Source organism: Neptuniibacter sp. QD34_54 (assembly GCF_047778055.1).
Lineage (GTDB): Bacteria > Pseudomonadota > Gammaproteobacteria > Pseudomonadales > Balneatricaceae > Neptuniibacter.
The window spans coordinates 1,462,868-1,482,942 of sequence record NZ_CP180546.1 but is presented as its reverse complement, the minus strand read 5'-3'; the positions used below and the strand labels follow the sequence as shown (position 1 = coordinate 1,482,942).

The 20,075-nt window shown below is 44.9% G+C and carries 20 protein-coding genes; 13 read left to right on the top strand and 7 right to left on the bottom strand.

What is annotated here, in order from left to right:
- Positions 1–28: 28 nt before the first annotated feature.
- Positions 29–265: an FmdB family zinc ribbon protein gene (locus ACMXYP_RS06785; RefSeq protein ID WP_415884256.1), complete on the bottom strand. Its 237-nt coding sequence runs from the start codon at positions 263–265 to the stop codon at positions 29–31.
- Positions 266–423: 158 nt separating this feature from the next.
- Entirely contained in the window at positions 424–870 is a 447-nt protein-coding gene (locus ACMXYP_RS06780; protein ID WP_415884255.1) for an HIT domain-containing protein, read from the bottom strand.
- A 145-nt stretch (positions 871–1,015) separates the two neighbouring features.
- Here ACMXYP_RS06780 and ACMXYP_RS06775 point away from each other — a divergent pair, with 145 nt between their 5' ends.
- The 4 genes from ACMXYP_RS06775 to ACMXYP_RS06760 all read left to right on the top strand — a co-directional run bounded on the left by ACMXYP_RS06775 (position 1,016) and on the right by ACMXYP_RS06760 (position 4,250).
- Positions 1,016–2,146, top strand: a complete 1,131-nt coding sequence (locus tag ACMXYP_RS06775) for a GNAT family N-acetyltransferase (protein ID WP_415884254.1) — start codon at positions 1,016–1,018, stop codon at positions 2,144–2,146.
- Between the two features lie 39 nt (positions 2,147–2,185).
- The gene (locus ACMXYP_RS06770; protein ID WP_415884253.1) at positions 2,186–2,674 is read left to right on the top strand and encodes a DUF1353 domain-containing protein; all 489 of its coding nucleotides are present in this window, start codon (positions 2,186–2,188) and stop codon (positions 2,672–2,674) included.
- A gap of 76 nt (positions 2,675–2,750) precedes the next feature.
- On the top strand, positions 2,751–3,170 hold the full coding sequence (locus ACMXYP_RS06765; RefSeq protein ID WP_415884252.1) for a hypothetical protein: 420 nt from the start codon (positions 2,751–2,753) through the stop codon (positions 3,168–3,170).
- Between the two features lie 108 nt (positions 3,171–3,278).
- The gene (locus ACMXYP_RS06760; RefSeq protein ID WP_415884251.1) at positions 3,279–4,250 is read left to right on the top strand and encodes a GGDEF domain-containing protein; all 972 of its coding nucleotides are present in this window, start codon (positions 3,279–3,281) and stop codon (positions 4,248–4,250) included.
- 62 nt (positions 4,251–4,312) lie between these two features.
- On the opposite strand, the gene ACMXYP_RS06755 is transcribed toward ACMXYP_RS06760, so the two are convergent.
- The 5 genes from ACMXYP_RS06755 to ACMXYP_RS06735 form a co-directional block, all read right to left on the bottom strand.
- Positions 4,313–4,924: a Yip1 family protein gene (locus tag ACMXYP_RS06755; RefSeq protein WP_415884250.1), complete on the bottom strand. Its 612-nt coding sequence runs from the start codon at positions 4,922–4,924 to the stop codon at positions 4,313–4,315.
- Between the two features lie 493 nt (positions 4,925–5,417).
- A complete protein-coding gene (gene gcvP, locus ACMXYP_RS06750) occupies positions 5,418–8,315 on the bottom strand; it encodes an aminomethyl-transferring glycine dehydrogenase (RefSeq protein ID WP_415884249.1) in 2,898 nt (965 codons plus the stop codon).
- 181 nt (positions 8,316–8,496) lie between these two features.
- Positions 8,497–8,889, bottom strand: a complete 393-nt coding sequence (gene gcvH / locus ACMXYP_RS06745; RefSeq protein ID WP_415884652.1) for a glycine cleavage system protein GcvH — start codon at positions 8,887–8,889, stop codon at positions 8,497–8,499.
- A gap of 33 nt (positions 8,890–8,922) precedes the next feature.
- Positions 8,923–10,227 (bottom strand): serine hydroxymethyltransferase, encoded by a 1,305-nt coding sequence (locus tag ACMXYP_RS06740; RefSeq protein WP_415884248.1) that lies wholly within the window; start codon positions 10,225–10,227, stop codon positions 8,923–8,925.
- 35 nt (positions 10,228–10,262) lie between these two features.
- Complete coding sequence (locus ACMXYP_RS06735) at positions 10,263–11,642, bottom strand: L-serine ammonia-lyase (protein WP_415884247.1); 1,380 nt, start codon at positions 11,640–11,642, stop codon at positions 10,263–10,265.
- A gap of 754 nt (positions 11,643–12,396) precedes the next feature.
- Here ACMXYP_RS06735 and ACMXYP_RS06730 point away from each other — a divergent pair.
- The 9 genes from ACMXYP_RS06730 (at position 12,397) to ACMXYP_RS06690 (ending at position 20,053) form a co-directional block, all read left to right on the top strand.
- On the top strand, positions 12,397–13,782 hold the full coding sequence (locus ACMXYP_RS06730) for an alanine/glycine:cation symporter family protein (RefSeq protein WP_415884246.1): 1,386 nt from the start codon (positions 12,397–12,399) through the stop codon (positions 13,780–13,782).
- Between the two features lie 198 nt (positions 13,783–13,980).
- Positions 13,981–15,096 carry a glycine cleavage system aminomethyltransferase GcvT gene (gcvT, locus tag ACMXYP_RS06725; protein ID WP_415884245.1) on the top strand — a complete coding sequence of 372 codons (1,116 nt, stop codon included), beginning with the start codon at positions 13,981–13,983 and terminating at the stop codon, positions 15,094–15,096.
- A 90-nt stretch (positions 15,097–15,186) separates the two neighbouring features.
- On the top strand, positions 15,187–16,122 hold the full coding sequence (lipA, locus tag ACMXYP_RS06720; protein WP_415884244.1) for a lipoyl synthase: 936 nt from the start codon (positions 15,187–15,189) through the stop codon (positions 16,120–16,122).
- Positions 16,123–16,132: 10 nt separating this feature from the next.
- On the top strand, positions 16,133–16,720 hold the full coding sequence (locus ACMXYP_RS06715) for a sarcosine oxidase subunit gamma family protein (protein WP_415884243.1): 588 nt from the start codon (positions 16,133–16,135) through the stop codon (positions 16,718–16,720).
- Between the two features lie 29 nt (positions 16,721–16,749).
- Complete coding sequence (locus ACMXYP_RS06710; RefSeq protein WP_415884242.1) at positions 16,750–17,688, top strand: homoserine kinase; 939 nt, start codon at positions 16,750–16,752, stop codon at positions 17,686–17,688.
- A gap of 309 nt (positions 17,689–17,997) precedes the next feature.
- Complete coding sequence (locus tag ACMXYP_RS06705) at positions 17,998–18,276, top strand: hypothetical protein (protein ID WP_415884241.1); 279 nt, start codon at positions 17,998–18,000, stop codon at positions 18,274–18,276.
- Positions 18,277–18,434: 158 nt separating this feature from the next.
- Positions 18,435–19,082, top strand: a complete 648-nt coding sequence (locus ACMXYP_RS06700) for a TatD family nuclease-associated radical SAM protein (protein ID WP_415884240.1) — start codon at positions 18,435–18,437, stop codon at positions 19,080–19,082.
- Between the two features lie 171 nt (positions 19,083–19,253).
- Complete coding sequence (locus ACMXYP_RS06695) at positions 19,254–19,787, top strand: hypothetical protein (protein ID WP_415884239.1); 534 nt, start codon at positions 19,254–19,256, stop codon at positions 19,785–19,787.
- Between the two features lie 164 nt (positions 19,788–19,951).
- Positions 19,952–20,053: a DUF1294 domain-containing protein gene (locus ACMXYP_RS06690; RefSeq protein WP_415884238.1), complete on the top strand. Its 102-nt coding sequence runs from the start codon at positions 19,952–19,954 to the stop codon at positions 20,051–20,053.
- Positions 20,054–20,075 lie beyond the last annotated feature (22 nt).

Below are 20,075 nucleotides of genomic sequence, written 5' to 3'. Positions count from 1 at the left end.
AATGAATTAATACTTTATCTATCCGGAATTAGCTGTCTGTACCTGACAAAGCTCCGGAACCACCTGCAAGATTTTTCTTCTTGCCGGTTTTAAAATCTGTCTCGTACCAACCGGAACCCGAAAGGCGAAAACCCGGCGCAGATACTTTTTTGGTCACTTCCTCACTCGCGCAGGAAACACATGCAGGTGCAGGCGCATCACTTTTAAGAACAAGTTTTTCAAACTCGTGACCACAGCTGTCACACTGAAAATCAAAGATTGGCATTGGAAATAAACCCGATCGAAACTTCCTAAACGCAGGAAGCGTATTTTAAAAACGGCGGATTATACCTTATTTAATCAGAGGGAACAGGCCCCAAATGGGATTGAGGCCCTAAAGATTTAAAATAGAGGCGACTAATTTTCAATGAAGCTGATTGAAGCTTATTCTTCCGGTACAAATTCCAGCTCGCCGGACATTAACGCTTCCAGTTTTCGTCTAATTTCATGGATCTGTTCTGCAGTATATGGCTCCGCTGGCACCTTACCCCAAACAGGTCCAGGCCAAGCCTTATCAGTCTCGTAGCGAACTATATGGTGCAGATGTAGCTGTGGAACCATATTCCCCAATGAAGCCACATTCATTTTTCGAGCAGCAAATGAATCAGCAAGATTTGAGGCCAAAAATGATGATTCTTTAATCAACTCACACTGCTCTTCATCAGACAGATGATAAATCTCTGTAGCACCTGCACGTCTGGGCACCAAAACAAACCAAGGATAATTTGCATCATTCATCAGCAAGAGCCGACTAATCGGAAAATCCCCTAACACTATACAATCAGCAGCTAACTGCGGGTGAAGTTCAAACTCAAGCTCTAATTCATCCATTACCATACTCCTATCACTTAGTTTTACTTCCCATTAGGACCAATATAACAATAACGACTTTGACACCGACTTCCTTCTCTATTCAAATAGATACCAAATCGCCCCAACACTATTTAGCTTAGCAACACTCAACCGAAGCCGCGATATGTTAGAAATAAAAATTTGCCATAAAATCAGTGAAATAGGCTCAGTTACGTGGAATAGCCTCCTCCCCTCTGATTACCCTTTTTGCCGATACGAATTCCTCCATGCGCTAGAAGAATCAGGCAGCGTAAGTGCGAAAACAGGCTGGCAACCACTACACATCCAACTGCAAGATAACGGTATAACTATAGCTATACTGCCGCTCTATCTTAAGAACCATTCCTACGGTGAATATGTATTCGATTGGGCCTGGGCCGAAGCATACGAGCGATACGGTTTGGATTACTACCCTAAACTGGTGTCATCCGTCCCTTTCTCTCCAGTGGGCGGTCCTAGATTATTAACAAAACAGCCTATAGAACCTTTATTTGAGAGCTTAAGCCAAGCCATTCCGCAGCTGTGCCAACATTTCAAAGCGAACTCTTGGCACCTGCTCTTTCCATCCAAGATGGAAGCTGATTCACTCGATAATACAGGCTATATGATCCGGAAAGGCTGTCAGTATCAGTGGTTTAATCGAGACTATTCTTCCTACGATGACTTCCTGCAGAATCTAACGTCTCGTAAGCGAAAAAACCTGAAAAAAGAGCGCAAAAAAATCGTTGAGCAAGGCATCACTCATCGCCAGATTCAGGGCAAAGATATAACCGATAACGAAATTGACACGTTTTACGATTTTTACCGTTTGACCTATCTAAAACGCGGGCGAGAAGCCTACCTCAGCAAATCGTTTTTCACCCAACTAAAACAGACAATGCCCGAAAACCTCTTACTCGTTTTGGCTTACAAAGACGAAACACCCGTTGCAGGCGCACTGTCATTACAAGATTCAACCACCTTATACGGACGATACTGGGGTTGTTTTGATGAATACGACAGCCTTCATTTCGAAACCTGCTACTACCAAGGCATTGATTATTGTATTAGTCTGGGGTTAAAGCGATTTGATTCTGGCGCTCAGGGGGAGCATAAAATACAGCGAGGGTTTACCCCTGTTCCGACTTATTCGGCCCACTGGCTTAAGGAGGTTGGATTCAATCAAGCAGTGCAGCAGTTTATTGATGAAGAGACCTCCGCGATTGATGAACAGATCGAGCAGCTGAAAAAGTATTTACCCTACAAAGCGCTATAATGGAGAAAGGATTTAAACAACAAGACAAGGAGTCATGTGATGAATATGCCAACTATTCGTCCCCTACCTATAAAAACCAAAAACGAATCCCTTATTATTCGAATCCTACGTTGGATATTTGCTGTACGGAAATGGGTATTAACTGAAGACTGGACCTACACCATGCGTGACGGTACCACGATTGTGATACCTAAAGGCTTCGAATTTGATGGTGCATCCATTCCCCGCCCTCTTTGGGCCATTCTATCCCCCACCGGCCTATTATTTATACCTGGTTTAATTCATGACTACGCCTATAGATATGATCAACTCATCGGCATCGATGAAAACGGCAAACGCTTTGCATACAAAGCAGGTGCTGGGAAATCCCATTGGGATCGTGTCTTTCGTGAAACGGGGATCGATATTAATGGCGTTGCAATAATCGATACCCTCGCGTGGTTAGCACTAGCGTTAGGCGGCTGGTACACCTGGAGGCAACACCGTAAAACCAATGCTCAACCCGTAATTGAACAAGCCACAGAATAATCCCTATTGGAAACAATCAAACATTCATAGCGCATATAAGCAGTTGCGCTCTTTCTACCTTTTAAGAGCCCAATCTATGAATATCATGGAAGATACTCTCTATAACAAAATTCAAACCCAAGCCAACTGGTTTGCCAAACATGCTGCTAGGCATAAAAAGATGAACCACACGCTTTGGTTTATCTCCTCATTCACATCGGTCGCGATTGCGATCTGCGCCAATTTCTCTTTCGAAATACTCAACCTTTCTTCAGCCAAGCTCACAGCCCTTTTAGCGATATTCCTACCTGTCATTACCGGATACACGCTTTTAAGGGGCCCAGAAAACTTGTGGATCATGGAGATAGAAATAAGAAATCGCTTATTAGACCTGAAAAGCAAAATGGAACTCACAGCTGAATGCGAAGGTGCTTTTGATCGCACAGAATTTGAAGAGGAATATTTTGCAGTTTTGAAGGATGCAAACAGCAAATGGCAGGAGATAAAAAGCAAATAAAACAGACAATACTAATTTATATTAACCGTTTATTCAGAAATATCGTGTAGACTGCTACAATTTATAGAAACCTAATTTCTACGGGCCTTGTAGCGTTAAGTAGTAACTATGAGCGAACACCTTCACATCAAACAAGCGTTTGAATTATCCGCAAAGTTTCTAGCGCATAAATCTTATAATTCGCTGACCCATGCAGTTCTTCACTACTTCTGTTCTCTAGAAGGCGTAGAGGATGCGGTATCGTATGAAATTTTCGGTGATGCTAAGTCCGATACCGGCCTTTCCATCAGACGCTTTCCAATTACCTTAGATGAATCATTTGAAGATCGGCATAGCGATCTCATGCTCAAAACGCTGCCAAAAAGTAAAGGTGGTGTAGCATGCATGAAGTTCAAAGGTGAAGACTATATATTCTTAGACATTACTAAAGATGTTATTCCTCGACGTATCATTTTGATCACGGGCAAAGTATCTGAAACGGATATGGTTTTGATCGAAGGTGTCTTCAGCATCTATGAAAAGCAGGTTGCATTATTAGATGCCAAAGAGCGCGATATGTTAACAGGCTTACCTAACCGACAAACCATGGAATTAAGCCTTAACGAGGTCGTAGCGTTTCACCGCGGCCATAAGAACAACCACATAAACTCATCCTGGATGGTTGTTCTCGATATTGACCACTTCAAAAATATTAATGATACCTTCGGCCATCTCTATGGAGATGAAGTTCTGCTTCACTTTGCCGAACTAATGAAGAAAACCTTCCGTTATACCGATTTTCTGTTCCGTTATGGCGGCGAAGAGTTTGTCGTCATTCTCAACAATGCCGATCAAGATCAAGCCCTACAAATACTCGAACGCTTCCACAAAGCAGTTCAGGATTACACATTCCCATCAGGCAAACTAACTGTAAGTGTTGGCTATACAGAGATTGACCCGGTTACACCCCCAATGCTGCACTTTGAGCAAGCCGACCGAGCGCTATACCACGCAAAAAACAACGGCCGAAACCTCATTGTACACTTCAACGAAGTTAGCTCTCGAATTGAAGTACCCGATGATGACGTAGAGCTTTTCTAAAACACTCATCAAAAACAAAAAGAGCAGCTTATAAGCTGCTCTTTTTCGTTTCCGTAACCTTATCACCCAGAGATAAATACCGGTGCGAACCCAAGGTTCCACACAATCACTGTACCTACGCGAGTAATAACCAAATAGACAAGCCCTACCGCCAGAATTGCACCACAGAAGAAGAAAGCCTGATCTTTATCGATACCCAACACATGTGGTAAACCGTCATAGATCAAATAGCCTGTATACGCAGCTGCCGCTAAATATACCAACATGTTAGCCCATGGAACGGGGTATAAAGAGATAAAGCCTGCCAAGAAAAGCGGCGTACAAGAATAAGCAGCTAAGGCAATACCATTAGCAGCATATTCATCATGTCCACTACCGTAAGTTTTTGACATCCAGTCAATCATCCAGCCTAAGCCAAACACACCAACAAGGATTGCTACATAGGTTAAGACGTTCAATTGCAATGCACTGATTGCAGTAAGCTTAATCAGCTCACCATCACCGACACGCCAACCAAATTGAGTTGTAGAAATGTAAGCACACACAGGACCTATAAGCGCCAATAAACAGGTATAGGCCATATAGATACGACTGGGATTACTGTGCTCTTTTTTGATCAATTCCCACTCTGCATCAGGGTGGGTAAACATTCCGGGTATGTGACTCAGCAGCATAATGATCACCTCTTAGGCTTGTTATTTTGCGAGTTATTAGCTTCGAGTTGCCTCTAGCCATTACGCTCCCAATGAAAAACAGATCATTTTTCATACAGTTATTTTAGTTGAGAACGCAGCTGTTCACCGACGATGCATCTTGAAAATCTCTAAAGATACTTAGTGATCTGATGGATATTTTTAAAGATCAAAAAAAACGGGGCTAAATTAGCCCCGCAAAAAGCTCCAACACAAGGCTGGGAGCACACCAATTTCGAGTAGACACCAAATCCACTCTAACGACCTATAAAATAGAAAGTTGCAGTTACCAGATTCCCCCCTGGTAACTGCGGGAGTAACGGGTAAATCTGACGTTTTACCCGCTGTTCAGCTCAAGCCGGCACAGATTGGCTCTCGCTGAATTAAACCAAGTGGATCTCCGGTTCACTTGGCTCAAGACCAATGGTTCGACTTTTTAACTTTGCTGCAAGAGCACCCCTGCAGCAAAAGATAATTACTGGTCTTGATAAGCTTCAATACCCGGACAAGAACAGATAAAGTTCCGATCACCGTATACGTTGTCGATACGGTTAGCTGTTGGCCAGAACTTGTTCTGACGAGTTGCTTCATTCGGGAATACAGCCTCTTCACGGCTATATGGACGCTCCCATCCAGCACTCATAATGTCCGATTGAGTATGCGGCGCATTGAACAGCGGGTTGTTATCTGCAGGCCATTCACCATTTTGTACTTTGTTGATCTCTTCACGGATCTGAACCATGGCATCAATGAAGCGATCAATCTCTGCTTTAGATTCCGATTCAGTTGGCTCGATCATCAAAGTACCAGCTACTGGGAAAGACATGGTTGGCGCATGGAAACCATAGTCCATTAGACGCTTAGCAATATCTTCTTCAGTAACACCGCTTTCTTCTTTGATTGGGCGAATATCAACGATACATTCGTGAGCAACTTTGTTGTTGCGGCCACGGTAAAGTACCGGATAGTGCGCAGCCAATTTTTCAGTCATGTAGTTAGCATTAAGGATCGCCATCTCTGTCGATGCTTTAAGGCCGGACTTACCTAGCATAACGTTGTACATCCACGTGATCGGTAGAATTGAAGCAGAACCATAAGGCGTAGCAGCAACCGCACCGTTTTCTGGATTTACACCTTCAACTGGGCTTACTTTATGGCTCGCTAGGAACGGTGCCAAGTGGCTCTTAACGCCAATTGGCCCCATACCTGGACCACCGCCACCGTGTGGGATAGCAAATGTTTTGTGTAGGTTTAGGTGAGACACATCAGATCCGATTGCACCCGGCTTAGAGATACCTACCTGCGCATTCATGTTCGCGCCATCCATATAAACCTGACCGCCGTTTTTGTGAATGATGTCGCAAATCTCTACGATATCTTCCTCATAAACACCGTGCGTAGACGGGTAAGTGATCATCAAGCAAGATAGATCATCTTTGTGCAATTCAGCTTGTGCACGAAGATCAGCAACGTCAACGTTACCGTTGTCATCACACTTGGTCACAATGATCTTCATATCCATCATTGCTGCAGAAGCAGGGTTAGTACCGTGCGCAGACGATGGGATCAAGCAAACATTACGATGGCCTTCACCAACAGACTCTTGGTACTTACGAATCGCCAATAGACCAGCGTATTCACCAGAAGCACCTGAGTTAGGCTGCAAAGAAACTTTATCGTAACCGGTAATCTCTACCAGCTGATCTTCCAATTCGTGCAGCATCTGGTGATAGCCCTGCACTTGGTCAGCCGGTGCAAACGGGTGAATGTTTGCAAACTCAGGCCATGTAACCGGGATCATCTCAGCCGTAGCATTTAGCTTCATGGTGCAAGAACCGAGTGGGATCATGCCATGCGCCAAAGAGTAATCTTTGTTCTCTAGCTTCTTCATGTAACGAAGCATGTCGGTTTCGCTGTGGTAGCTGTTGAACGTCGGGTGCGTCAGGATTGCATCTTCACGACGCATCTCTGTAGAGATACCCGTCGCTTCACCTGCAACAATTGCTGCATCTAGCTCAGCAACGCTTAGACCGTGATCGTCGCCCAATATAACGTCTAGCAACTGCGCAACATCTTCAGACGATGTTGTTTCATCCAAGCTGATACCCAACTTATCAGAACCAACCTTGCGGAAGTTACAACCCGCATCGATTGCTCTTTGGTAAACAACCTCTTGAGTCTCAGGCAGAGAAACAGTCAACGTATCGAAGTACGTGTCGTTAACCGCAACACCTTTCGCCTTAAGACCATTAGCAAGCACAGCCGTCAAACGATGTACGCGCTCTGCAATCGTCTTAAGGCCTTCTGGACCGTGGTATACAGCGTAGAAAGAAGCCATATTGGCAAGCAACGCTTGAGCTGTACAGATGTTAGAAGTCGCCTTCTCACGACGGATATGCTGCTCACGTGTTTGCATCGCCATACGCAATGCTTGGTTACCGTTTACATCGATAGATACACCGATGATACGACCAGGCACAGAACGTTTTAGCTTTTCAGATGCAGCAAAGAAAGCTGCGTGTGGACCACCAAAGCCCATAGGTACACCAAAGCGCTGAGAGGAACCTAGTACAACATCAGCACCCAGCTCACCTGGTGATTTAAGAAGAACCAAGGCTAGGATATCAGCAGCAACGGAAACCATTGCTTTCTGGCCTTTAGCCGCATCAATAATAGATTTGATATCAGTGATATCGCCGTAAGTACTTGGGTACTGTAGCTGAACACCAAATGGATCTGCCGCTTCAAGGTCTGTTAGCGGGTTACCTACTACGATGTCGTAACCAAAGTATTCGGCACGTGTTTTGATAACGTCCAGCGTTTGCGGGTGAACATCATCAGCAACAAAATATGTATTGGTTTTCTTACGGTTAGAGCGTTTGCACAGCGTCATCGCTTCTGCAGCTGCAGTTGCTTCATCAAGTAGAGAAGCGTTCGCCAATTCCATACCTGTTAGGTCCATCACCATCTGCTGGAAATTAAGCAGCGCTTCTAGACGGCCTTGAGCAATCTCTGGTTGGTAAGGTGTATAAGCTGTGTACCAACCTGGGTTTTCCATAACATTACGCAAAATAACGTTTGGAACCAGAGTATTGCTATAGCCCATACCAATATAAGATTTATTAACCTTATTTTTATCAGCTAATGATTTGATATACGCAAGCGCATCAGCTTCAGTCTTACTATCCGCCATATCTAACGCATCATCTAAGCGGATTGAGTCTGGAACTGTCTGTGTAATCAGTTCATCCATTGAGTTAAGACCCAAAAAGGACAACATTTCCTGAGTCTGCTCACTATCTGGACCAATATGACGACGAGTAAAATCAGTCGTCTGCTGAAGATCACTCAAAGTGCGAGTTTCTACTGCCATAACAATAACCTGTGGTAACAGCTCGATTTAAATGTGTGTAACAGACACTTAAACCAAATAAATTTAAGGGTGCGAAGCGGTCCTGCACTACCACTTCGCCTTGCTAAAGCTAATTGGGGGACAGGGTTACTAGGTACTCAGGCTGATTAGACCTTTGCAACATACCTAGCAACTCAACCAATTAAGCTTCTTCTGCAATCGTTGCTTCGTACGCTTCTGCGTTTAGAAGTTTCGCCAATTCAGATGAATCAGACAGCTTAATTTTTACGATCCAACCATCAGTGTATGGTGCTTCGTTTACTGTCTCTGGGGCATCTTCCAAAGCTTCGTTTACTTCAACCACTTCACCGCTTACTGGAGAGTAGATGTCGGACGCTGCTTTTACAGACTCAACTAGAGAAAACTCTTCACCCGCTTCTACTGCGTGGCCGATCTCTGGTAGTTCAACGAAAACTACATCACCTAGAAGTTCCTGAGCGTGATCAGATACGCCTAGAGAGATAGTGCCGTCACCATTGTCCAAAACCCACTCATGGCTTGGTGTGAAAAGGTAGTTAGATGGAATGCTCATAATTTTTTCCTATTGCTCATTCGTTACACAGGTTTATTAACGGTAAAGAGGGAACTTCTTGCACAGCTCTTCGACCTGCGCACGCACTTCCGCTTCAACTTTGGAGTTATCTTCTGGGTTAGCCACTAGACCATCCAATACATCGCTAATTAGGTTACCAATCAGCTTGAACTCTTCTGGACCAAAACCACGGCTTGTACCTGCTGGCGTACCTAGACGAATACCAGAAGTCACCATTGGTTTTTCAGGGTCAAATGGGATGCCATTTTTGTTACAAGTAATGCCAGCACGCTCTAGCGCTTCATCTACGACATTACCTTTCAGGCCTTTAGGGCGAAGATCGACCAACATCAGGTGCGTATCTGTGCCGCCAGTTACGATGTCGCAACCGCGCTCGACCATAACGCCAGCAAGTACTTTGGCATTCTCTACTACACGATCAATGTAAACTTTAAATTCAGGCTGTAGCGCTTCACCGAAAGCAACCGCTTTCGCTGCGATTACGTGCATCAGTGGGCCACCCTGAAGACCTGGGAATACCGCAGAGTTGATCTTCTTACCTAGATCCAGATCGTTAGATAGGATCATGCCGCCACGTGGGCCACGTAGAGTTTTGTGCGTTGTCGTCGTAACAACATGGGCATGAGGAAGCGGTGATGGGTGAGCACCCGTCGCTACTAGACCTGCGATGTGCGCCATATCAACAAACAGGTACGCACCTACTTTGTCAGCGATCTCACGGAAACGTGCGAAATCGATCTGACGTGGAATCGCAGAACCACCTGCAATAATCATCTTCGGCTGGCATTCAACCGCTAGCTTCTCAATTTCATCGTAGTCAATACGGCTATCTTCACGAGACACACCGTACTGCACAGCATTGAACCATTTACCAGAAAGGGCTGGGCGCGCACCGTGAGTCAAGTGACCACCAGCATCCAGAGACATGCCCAATACGGTATCGCCCGGCTGCAATAGTGCCAACATAACCGCGCCGTTTGCTTGCGCACCTGAGTGCGGCTGAACGTTTACGAATTCGCAGTTAAATAGCTCTTTTGCACGCTCGATAGCTAGGCCTTCAGCCTTATCTACGTACTCACAACCACCGTAGTAACGACGGCCCGGATAGCCTTCTGCATATTTGTTTGTTAGAACAGTACCCTGCGCCTGCATTACAGCTTTAGATACAATGTTTTCAGAGGCTATCAGCTCAATCCCCATCTCCTGACGATCAAACTCTTCATTTACTGCAGACAGCAGATCAGCATCGCGCTCTGCTAGGTCTTGGGTAAAAAATGCTTCGCAAACAGCGTCGTTGCGATACAGATCACTGTGACTCATGATTTTTTATTCTCTTATTTTTTTATTACGAAGAATCAGCAGGCAACCACGTTTACGGCCAACCCACCTTGAGAGGTTTCTTTATATTTATCCTGCATATCCAGACCTGTTTGACGCATCGTTTCGATAACAGAGTCTAGAGATACATGATGTTCACCATCACCACGAAGCGCTAAGCGTGCAGCATTGATCGCTTTCACAGCACCCATGGTGTTACGTTCGATACACGGCACTTGCACCAGGCCACCAATCGGGTCACAGGTCAGGCCTAAGTTATGTTCCATGCCAATTTCTGCAGCGTTCTCGATTTGCTGATTAGTACCGCCCATCACGGCACAAAGTGCACCAGCAGCCATAGAACAAGCCACACCAATCTCACCTTGGCAGCCCACTTCGGCAGCCGAGATAGAAGCGTTCTTCTTATAAAGCATGCCGATAGCAGCGGATGTCGCTAAGAAATCGAAAATACCTTGGCGATTGGAACCCGGAACAAAACGGTCGTAGTAAGCTAGAACAGCAGGGATAACACCGGCAGCACCATTCGTTGGCGCCGTCACCACACGACCGCCCGCTGCGTTCTCTTCGTTAACCGCAATAGCAAATAGATTGACCCAATCCATTACAGTTAACTGATCTTTCAGTGCTGCTTCTGGGCTAGACTTAAGCTCTTCATAAAGCTCGTGGGCACGGCGTTTAACATGTAGACCACCTGGTAGCTCACCCTCTTCTGTACAGCCACGCTTAATGCAGTTATCCATCACCTGCCAAAGGTTCCACAGGCGCTCTTCTAACACGTCTTGTTCAGACCATGTCAGCTCATTGGCTAAAACGATTTCAGCAATGGTTTTTCCTTCACGTTCACAGACTTCTAATAGCTCAACGCCATTATCGAAGTGAAAAGGAAGCTTGAATTCAGGTTCTGCACCTTTCTCTTTACCCGCTTCGGCGTCACTTAGTACAAAGCCACCGCCTACGGAGTAAAAGATGTTGTCGTGTAAAATAATGCCGGCTGCGTCATACGCTTTAAAGTGCATGCCGTTTGGATGCTTTGGTAAAGACTCACCAAAGTTAAATGGCAGATCAGTTTCAGGGTTGAACGCAATCATGCGCTCGCCTGCCAAATTGATCTGCTTAGTGTTACGAATCTGATCAACGTAAACAGGCACTTTATCTGGATCGACTAAATCTGGCTTCTCACCCATTAGACCGATCATCACAGCAACATCGGTTGCGTGACCTTTACCTGTCATTGCCAGAGAGCCGAACAAACCTACATGTACTGAGGCAACTTGATCTAATTGATCACGCTCACGCAATTCATCTAAGAAACGATTAGCCGCGACAACCGGGCCTACCGTATGAGAACTGGAAGGACCAATCCCTACTTTATATAGATCAAAAATACTTAATGGCACTGCGACCTCACTACAGCGGTCTAACCGCTCTTTTTATTATTTTATGTATCTACTCTTTAAACCGTCTCTTTGTACGGTTGCGGTGATAGTCCGCTGATTAAAGAGCTATATAACTTCGAACAAATTGATCATTAATTGTTCAAATACCGTCGATTTGATTTCAGACTAGCAGTGAGATTTTCCAAAATCAACAAAAAGTTTCCTATTGGAAACTTTTTTCATTTAAATCCAGTTTTGTTGCTCTCAAATTCACCTTAAACGCTTCTTGCTACATTAAAGCCTGTGTCTAATTTCATTGGCGCACCTAACTCAATAGAGGGAGCCCCTATGAATAAAAAGCAGCCTAAAACTAGCTAACGACGCTAGATTCATCATAGTAAACCGCCCTGCTAATAAGCATTTTAGCCTAATCGTCTAAAATGAAAATTTTTCCTATAACGCCAACCACTTGTTTTCATTAGGCTTTATTCAATAAACAAGAATTAGACAGCTCTAATCAAATCTTTTTCAACATATTTTCGTTGAAATTAATTTTCCCTTACGCTAGCTTTGTTTCGTATTGGAAACTTATTTCACAGATAACCTTTCTTTTTCTTGAGTGACAGATTCAAGCGAAGTAAGCGAAGCCAATAGCTTCACCTTTTGTAAGTAAGCATGTTTGGAAATCTAAAAGCTCTGCCCTGGTGCTTTAAGAAGTTTTAAACAATCCAAGTGCGTTCAAATAAAAATAACAATCCGATTGGAGTCTAGGTTCATGGAAACATTAACCTCTATCATCAGCAGCATTAATGGGATCGTGTGGGGTCCTATGATGCTTGTTCTTATTCTTGGCGTTGGTTTATTCCTAATGCTGGGTCTACGTCTTATGCCTCTTCTTAAACTAGGTACGGGTTTTAAACTTCTGTTCGAAGGCCGTAAAACTAAAAAAGGAGAAGAAAAAGAAGGCGAAATCTCTCCCTTCCAAGCACTAATGACTGCGCTATCAGCAACGGTTGGTACAGGTAACATTGCCGGTGTAGCAACAGCTGTATTCCTAGGTGGCCCTGGTGCTCTATTCTGGATGTGGTGTACCGCACTGGTTGGTATGGCAACTAAGTTCTCTGAAGCAGTACTGGCTGTGAAGTACCGTGAAGTAGATGAAGAAGGCCGCCATGTTGGTGGACCGATGTACTACATCAAAAATGGTCTTGGCGCTAAATGGGCTTGGCTAGGTACTGCATTTGCAATCTTTGGTGCAGTAGCCGCTTTCGGTATCGGTAACACGGTACAGTCCAACTCTGTTGCAGACGTTCTAGAATCTAACTTTGGCCTAGATGTCTGGGTAACAGGCTTGATTCTAATGGTACTAGTAGGTGCCGTTTTGATTGGTGGTATCAAGCGTATCGGCGCCGTTGCTGGTTCTCTAGTACCTCTAATGGCAATCGCTTACCTAGGTGCTGGCCTTGTAGTACTAGCTATAAATGCTGAAGCAATCCCTGCCGCCTTGGATCTAGTATTCACTCACGCATTCTCTCCAGCTGCGGCTGAAGGTGGTTTTGCGGGTGCTGCTGTTTGGGCTGCTATCCGTTTCGGTGTAGCACGTGGTGTCTTCTCTAACGAAGCGGGTCTAGGTTCTGCACCTATTGCCCACGCTGCGTCTCAAACAAAAGATCCTGTTCGCCAAGGTCTAATCGCGATGCTGGGTACGTTTATCGATACCCTAATCATCTGTTCGATTACTGGTCTGGTTATCATTACATCTGGTGCTTGGACATCAGGCGAGTCTGGCGCAGCACTAACGTCTGCAGCTTTCGCTCATGCACTTCCTGGTGTTGGTAACTACCTAGTAGCTATCGCTCTAGCGGTATTCGCTTTCACTACAATCATCGGTTGGTCCTTCTACGGCGAACGCTGTGTTGAGTTCCTATTCGGTGTTAAAGCGATCAAACCATACCGTGTTCTTTGGATTATTGCGGTGCCTGTAGGCGCAATCGTAAGTCTGGATTTCATCTGGCTAGTAGCAGATACGCTAAATGCCATGATGGCTCTGCCTAACTTGATTGCTCTGGCGCTATTAAGCCCGGTTGTCTTCAAACTGACTAAAGAGTACTTCGCGCGTAACGGTGCTCCAGTTGATACAACTGACGGTAAAAACGCTTAATCAATAAAGCTAAAGATCGGATCACCGACGGTGGTCCGATCCTTTAAAGCCAGAACAATCTGTTGAAAGAGTTTTATCTCAATAGAGCTTTTCCATCAGATTGTACTTAAAGAACTGTAGTCAAAGAACTGCACCTGAAGAACACGAGCAGCTTCGCAAAGACGAAGGCTGCACAGAACAAGCATTATGGAGAACACGATGTCCGAACTGAGCAAAACACCTCTATATGACCTGCACATTGAGCTAGGTGGAAAAATGGTACCTTTCGCAGGTTTTGAAATGCCGGTTCAATACCCGCTAGGTGTAAAAAAAGAGCACGTTCATACCCGTGATCACGCTGGTCTTTTTGATGTATCTCACATGGGTCAGGTTAAGCTAACAGGCGAAGATGCAGCAGCTGAACTAGAGAAACTAGTACCTGTAGACATTATCGATCTTCCTGCAGGTAAACAGCGTTATGCCCTTTTCACTAACGATGAAGGCGGCATCATGGACGACCTGATGGTGACTAACTACGGTGACCACCTTTACGTTGTAGTTAACGCTGCATGTAAAGATCAGGACATCGCTCACATGCGCGCAAACCTTGGTGAAGGCGTTGAGCTAGAAGTTCTGGATGACCGTGCATTGGTTGCACTTCAAGGCCCAGAAGCGGCACAAGCGCTATCTCGCATCTGCCCAGAAGTTAATGAACTTGTATTTATGGACTCTCGTCACATCGCTATCGATGGCGTTGATTGCTTCGTGAGCCGCTCTGGTTACACAGGTGAAGATGGTTACGAGATCTCTATCCCATCGGCTGAAGCAGATCGTCTATGCCGCCTTTTCCTAGAGCAACCTGAAGTTGAATTTATTGGTCTTGGTGCACGTGACTCCCTACGTTTGGAATCTGGTCTTTGCCTATACGGTCACGACCTAGATCCAACAACGACACCAATCGAAGGCAGCCTTATCTGGGCGATCAGCAAGTGCCGTCGTGCCGATGGTGAACGTGCTGGCGGTTTCCCTGGCGCTGACAAGATCCTTGATCAGATCGCTAACAAAAACTACAGCCGTAAGCGTGTTGGCCTTATCGCATCGGGTAAAGCTCCGATCCGTGAGGGCGCTGACCTTGTTAATGCTGACGGTGAAAAGATCGGTACTGTTACTTCTGGCAGCTTCGGCCCAACTGTAGGCAAGCCAGTAGCTATGGGTTATGTAGAAACCGCTTACTCTGCACTTGAAACAGAAGTTTTCGCTCTAGTACGTGGCAAGCAGCTACCAATGGTGGTTTCGAAAGCACCATTTATTGAGCAGCGTTACTTCCGCGGTTAATCCGTTTCCATCCCTGTAAGTCTTGGAGGCCGGGCTGCCACCCTTATCAGCTTGGCCTCTATTTTTAATTGAACATCGCGAGGTGTCACTATGGAATTGATTCCACTACAAGAGCTGAAAGGCGAATCAAAAATGTCTCGTCTGCGTCACAAACCGGACCCAGAAAGAGAACGCCTACGTAAACCGGAATGGATTCGTATAGATGCCCGCTCAAATGCCAATGTAAAAAAGGTTAAGAAACAACTTCGCGACCTTAAATTACATACAGTTTGTGAAGAAGCATCCTGCCCTAACTTGGCAGAGTGCTTTAGTCACAAAACTGCGACATTGATGATCATGGGTGCTATTTGTACACGTCGCTGCCCTTTCTGTGATGTAGCGCATGGTCGACCAATGGCGCTTGATCCAGAAGAGCCAAAGAATTGTGCATCCACTATCGAAAAGCTAGGTCTTAAATATGTGGTTATCACCTCGGTAGATCGAGACGATCTAAGAGACGGCGGTGCAGCGCATTTTTCTGAAGTTGTAAAAGAAGCACGTAAAGTCAGTGACGACCTAAAGGTTGAGATCTTAGTTCCAGATTTTCGCGGCAAAGTTGATCTTGCATTAGAGATCTTATCTCAGCAGGTTCCAGATGTTCTGAATCACAATATGGAAACTGTACCTAGCTTGTACCCATCGGTACGCCCGGGTGCGGATTACCATAACTCGCTCAACCTGCTTTACCAATTTAAGCGCTTAAATCCAGAAGTCGATACAAAATCTGGATTGATGGTTGGTTTGGGTGAAACCAAAGAAGAGATCATCAAAGTAATGAAAGACCTTCGTGCTAATGATGTCGACATGTTAACCATCGGCCAATACCTACAGCCAAGTAAATATCACCTCGCTGTAGAGCGTTATGTAACGCCAGAAGAATTTAAAGAGTACGAAGAGATCGGTTACGAACTTGGCTTTAAGAATGTTGCCAGTGGCCCGATGGTTCGCTCCTCTTACCACGCTGATTTACAGGCGAAAGCCCTGTAAAGGAGTAAAAATGTCTATGCAAAACAATACTAACAAAGCCACTCAAGGCGGCACGCTTGTTCACTTGAATATTCAAGCAGCGATAGACAACGACAGCCGAATTAATAGCATTATTGTTCGAGAACGCCCTTTTATTGGCGATCTTGCACTGGATACCGAGCCTGACCAAGATTTGCTTATCGCCGTGGGTGAAGTGATGGGCGTTGCTCAACCGCTAACGGTTAATCGCATCTCTTGCATGGGCCGTTTAGCGATTCTGTGGATCAACGAGAACCGTTGGTTGGTTCTTCCACCTACCGGTGCGCATGAATCTGTATTCCAAGCTCTGCGCGAAACCTTTGGCGAAGATCTTAAACTAGAAACCTCCGAAGACGGCTCAAAAGCGTATCTAAATAAAGCAGCGATTCATTACCTACTAGGCAGCTCTAATACCCAACAGTTTTCATGCTTACCCGTGACTGATGTTGAGCTAGCTGAAGGCATCAACATTATGTCTCTGCACGACACTAAGGATTACGACATTCTGGTACGTAAGAGCTGTGCAGAAAGCCTATGGCAGTGGCTACAAAAGAACACTGAATCACCAAAAAATCACTAACAGATACACCAGTAGGACAAAGACCGATAATGTCAGTTTACACCGCAGTTAGCTTTTCAGAACTTCAAACTCACCTTCAGAACTACGCTGTCGGTGAGTTACAAAGCTATAAAGGCATTAGTGCAGGCGTTGAGAACAGCAACTTTTTTGTCGATACCGATCAAGGCCGCTTTGTCCTAACACTGGTTGAATCTGTACCTAAAGAGAAACTGCCCTTTATTCTGGGCCTAGTTGATCATCTAGCGATTAACGAGCTTGCCTGCGCTCAGCCTATTCACCTGAATAACGGTGATCTATTCGGTATGCTCAACGGCAAACCCGCCGTATTAATGAACTGTCTAGAAGGCGCACCACTAAATCAGCCAACGCTTTCTCAAGCGAAAACAATTGGTAGCACCCTCGCTCAGTTCCACCAGCTTTCGTCACAATTAGAGCTCGATGAATACAGCCATATTCCGCAGTGGTGTAACGAGTTGGCTTCTCGTGTGTTACCGAAGCTAGATAAAGAGCAGCAAACGTTATTACAAAATAGCTTGATGGAAACCAGTGATATCGACTGGACGACATTACCCTCAGGACCTGTACACGCAGACCTGTTCCCAGACAACGCTATGTTTGATGGCGAGCGTTTATCGGGGCTAATCGATTTCTATCACGCGTGCTCTACACCTTATCTATACGATCTAAGCGTTACCCTTAACGCTTGGTGCTTTGACGAAACCAATAATCAGTTTGATACCCAGAAAGCGCAGCAGATGCTGCATATGTATCAGGAGATCCGCCCTTTAGATCCGATGGAGATCGATCTGTTACCGGCAATGATGAAAACCGCAGCGCTGCGCTTCTGGTTATCCCGACTTCGCGACATCTATTTCCCAACAGCTGGGGAAGATGTCACCCAAAAGAATCCGCAAGGAAAACAAGCGCTTTTAGAACGCCTAAAAAGCGACTTCCCAGTTATTCTTTAATCGTCTAAAAAAAATTATTTTTATAGCTCCCCATTATGGTTTATTTGCACCAAAATGGGGCTGCTGTTCTGCACCACGCCGCTAGCCCTTTAAATACGGCAACTCCTTAATTGAATCAAACTCATCTTTCGCATCTGCAACATGAATTTCAATACTTGAATGAATATTCATTGTGAATTTTTATCCTCCTAATGTATTAGAGAATCTTAAATTCCTCTTCTAAACTCATATTTGCCGGTTTGGAGAGAGACCGGTAGAGACTCCGATAGACATAAAAAAATAGCCTGTTAAAGGCAGAGGAAGAGAGAAATGTTGACCTACGAAGAATGCCTGGAACTAAGTGACCTAACTGCAGACGAAGTTGATGCCATTGCAGAACACGAACACATGGACCCAATGATCGCCATGGCTCTTGGTCATTACATGATTACCCATGACGGCGAACAGAAAATTAAACGAATTATTATGGATGACATCGCTAAAGCGCAGCGTGATCACAACTATGGTCATGCAGAAATGCTGCAAAAAGTGTTGCAGCACTTTATAGCGACTCACCCAGAACACGGCGCCCAGCAAGCAGCCGCGTAAAACGCACCAAATTCATAGCGAAACCTTCCCCTTCGATACCGGTTTAAGGGTGCATTTGCACCCTAACCGGGTCACTTTTGATAAGCATCAACACCCCTGTTAACTAGCCCTGCTAAAGTAGACTTCTATCTATAAATATCGCTGATTAGCAGTACGCAATGACACAAAAACGCCCCAACCCTGCAAAGCGCTCTACCCCATGTGAACACCAAGACAGCTACGTTTATCAGATCCGCAACAGCCTCTACATCAACTTAACCGACCGTTGCACTCTCGCCTGCCAGTTCTGCCCAAAACATAACGGCTCAACCGAAGTTAAAGGTCACGAACTCTATCTAAGCAAACGCCCAGAAGCAGATACCATTATTCCCTTAATCTGCAAACCAACCGATTACGATGAAATCGTATTTTGTGGCTACGGCGAACCCACCTTGCGCCTAACAGCCCTGTTACAAATCGCTACTTGGGTAAAAGAAAACGGCGGTAAAACCCGTATCAATACCGATGGCCTCGGCAGCCTCTTCCACAAACGCGATATAGTGCCTGAATTAGCTGGATGCATAGACGCACTATCGATCTCGCTGAATGCTCAAAACGAAGAGGTCTACCAACAACACTGCCAACCAGCCCTACCCGACTCTTACCAAGCAGTAAAAGCCTTTATCAAACGCGCCAGCGAACTGATTGATGATGTGCAGGTATCTGCAATTAATGGTTTAGAGGGTGTTGATGTTGTTCAGTGTCGGGAGATTGTTGAGGGATTGGGTGCGGAGTTTAAGCAGAGAGAGTTGGATGTTGTCGGTTAAAGGCAGGACGCATCTTCGCTGCTAAAGGACGGCTGCGCCTAGAGGACGCCACTTCGTGGCTAGAGAAAAAGATTAAAGACTAAAACAAGTACTTTCCTGCACTTTTCATATTTATCGATCTCTGACAGTATTAGTTTAACTAGGGATAGAGCCTTCATTCACGGAGCAGTTATGAAAAGGTTAACAAGTGTAATTCTGTTACTAATATTCAACCCAATTTATCAAGCTAATTCTGCAGAAATATACAGTTGTATCGTTGATGGAAGAAAGGCATTTCGTGATGAACCGTGCGATGGAGATAAAATAACATTACAACCAGTCAATTCTATACAAAGAAGAAATGAACCAAACAGCAATAGTAGTTCCCATTTACCCCCTAAAGACTCTCTTGTTAGGCCTCCTTTAGCACAAATAGATTTATATTATTTTGCTACACGAAAGCATGATGCTTCCATGCTAAAGACGAAATTACAGAAGCATCATTATCTTGTAAATCTAATAAGCGCAAGCTCAGCTGATTTTTTTAAACGGAAGGATGCGATGCGCCCTAGCTACCTGTATTTCCAAGACCATGAATATCAAAAAATGCTGGTTCTTAAACGTTTAGTAGAAAAAAATTTGGGTCATCCCATCATAGCGAATATATCAAAGCGACAATACCGTGCCAAAAACCGGATTTTTCTAGCTTTAACAAACCACGAATAAATTGCTATAAATATTCAAAACGTTGCACTTGAACATTGATTCTAAGCAGAGCCCTTTCTATCGCTAGGACTCACAGAGGTATCTAACTATAATTTTTTTAGCTGGTATAACTATTAAATTGGCAGTTAAACTCACCCTATTCACCTGAACACACTAAACCAGAAGTGAAAAAGGATGCCTTATGGAGATCAGCAGCTAAAAATGATAGATGGCGTACATCAGAAAGCCAGCTTCACTTGTTATCGCTGATCGGGGGGGTGGCCTGACGCATTTTTAGCCCAAAGCAAA

Coding starts and splice junctions, on each gene's coding strand:
- ACMXYP_RS06730 (WP_415884246.1), top strand. CDS start 12,397: ATGGAAACATTAACCTCTATCATCAGCAGCATTAATGGGATCGTGTGG.
- ACMXYP_RS06770 (WP_415884253.1), top strand. CDS start 2,186: ATGAATATGCCAACTATTCGTCCCCTACCTATAAAAACCAAAAACGAA.
- ACMXYP_RS06715 (WP_415884243.1), top strand. CDS start 16,133: ATGTCTATGCAAAACAATACTAACAAAGCCACTCAAGGCGGCACGCTT.
- ACMXYP_RS06775 (WP_415884254.1), top strand. CDS start 1,016: ATGTTAGAAATAAAAATTTGCCATAAAATCAGTGAAATAGGCTCAGTT.
- ACMXYP_RS06765 (WP_415884252.1), top strand. CDS start 2,751: ATGAATATCATGGAAGATACTCTCTATAACAAAATTCAAACCCAAGCC.
- lipA (WP_415884244.1), top strand. CDS start 15,187: ATGGAATTGATTCCACTACAAGAGCTGAAAGGCGAATCAAAAATGTCT.
- ACMXYP_RS06780 (WP_415884255.1), bottom strand. CDS start 870: ATGGATGAATTAGAGCTTGAGTTTGAACTTCACCCGCAGTTAGCTGCT.
- ACMXYP_RS06700 (WP_415884240.1), top strand. CDS start 18,435: ATGACACAAAAACGCCCCAACCCTGCAAAGCGCTCTACCCCATGTGAA.
- ACMXYP_RS06695 (WP_415884239.1), top strand. CDS start 19,254: ATGAAAAGGTTAACAAGTGTAATTCTGTTACTAATATTCAACCCAATT.
- ACMXYP_RS06710 (WP_415884242.1), top strand. CDS start 16,750: ATGTCAGTTTACACCGCAGTTAGCTTTTCAGAACTTCAAACTCACCTT.
- ACMXYP_RS06760 (WP_415884251.1), top strand. CDS start 3,279: ATGAGCGAACACCTTCACATCAAACAAGCGTTTGAATTATCCGCAAAG.
- ACMXYP_RS06705 (WP_415884241.1), top strand. CDS start 17,998: ATGTTGACCTACGAAGAATGCCTGGAACTAAGTGACCTAACTGCAGAC.
- gcvP (WP_415884249.1), bottom strand. CDS start 8,315: ATGGCAGTAGAAACTCGCACTTTGAGTGATCTTCAGCAGACGACTGAT.
- ACMXYP_RS06755 (WP_415884250.1), bottom strand. CDS start 4,924: ATGCTGCTGAGTCACATACCCGGAATGTTTACCCACCCTGATGCAGAG.
- ACMXYP_RS06785 (WP_415884256.1), bottom strand. CDS start 265: ATGCCAATCTTTGATTTTCAGTGTGACAGCTGTGGTCACGAGTTTGAA.
- ACMXYP_RS06740 (WP_415884248.1), bottom strand. CDS start 10,227: ATGAGTCACAGTGATCTGTATCGCAACGACGCTGTTTGCGAAGCATTT.
- gcvT (WP_415884245.1), top strand. CDS start 13,981: ATGTCCGAACTGAGCAAAACACCTCTATATGACCTGCACATTGAGCTA.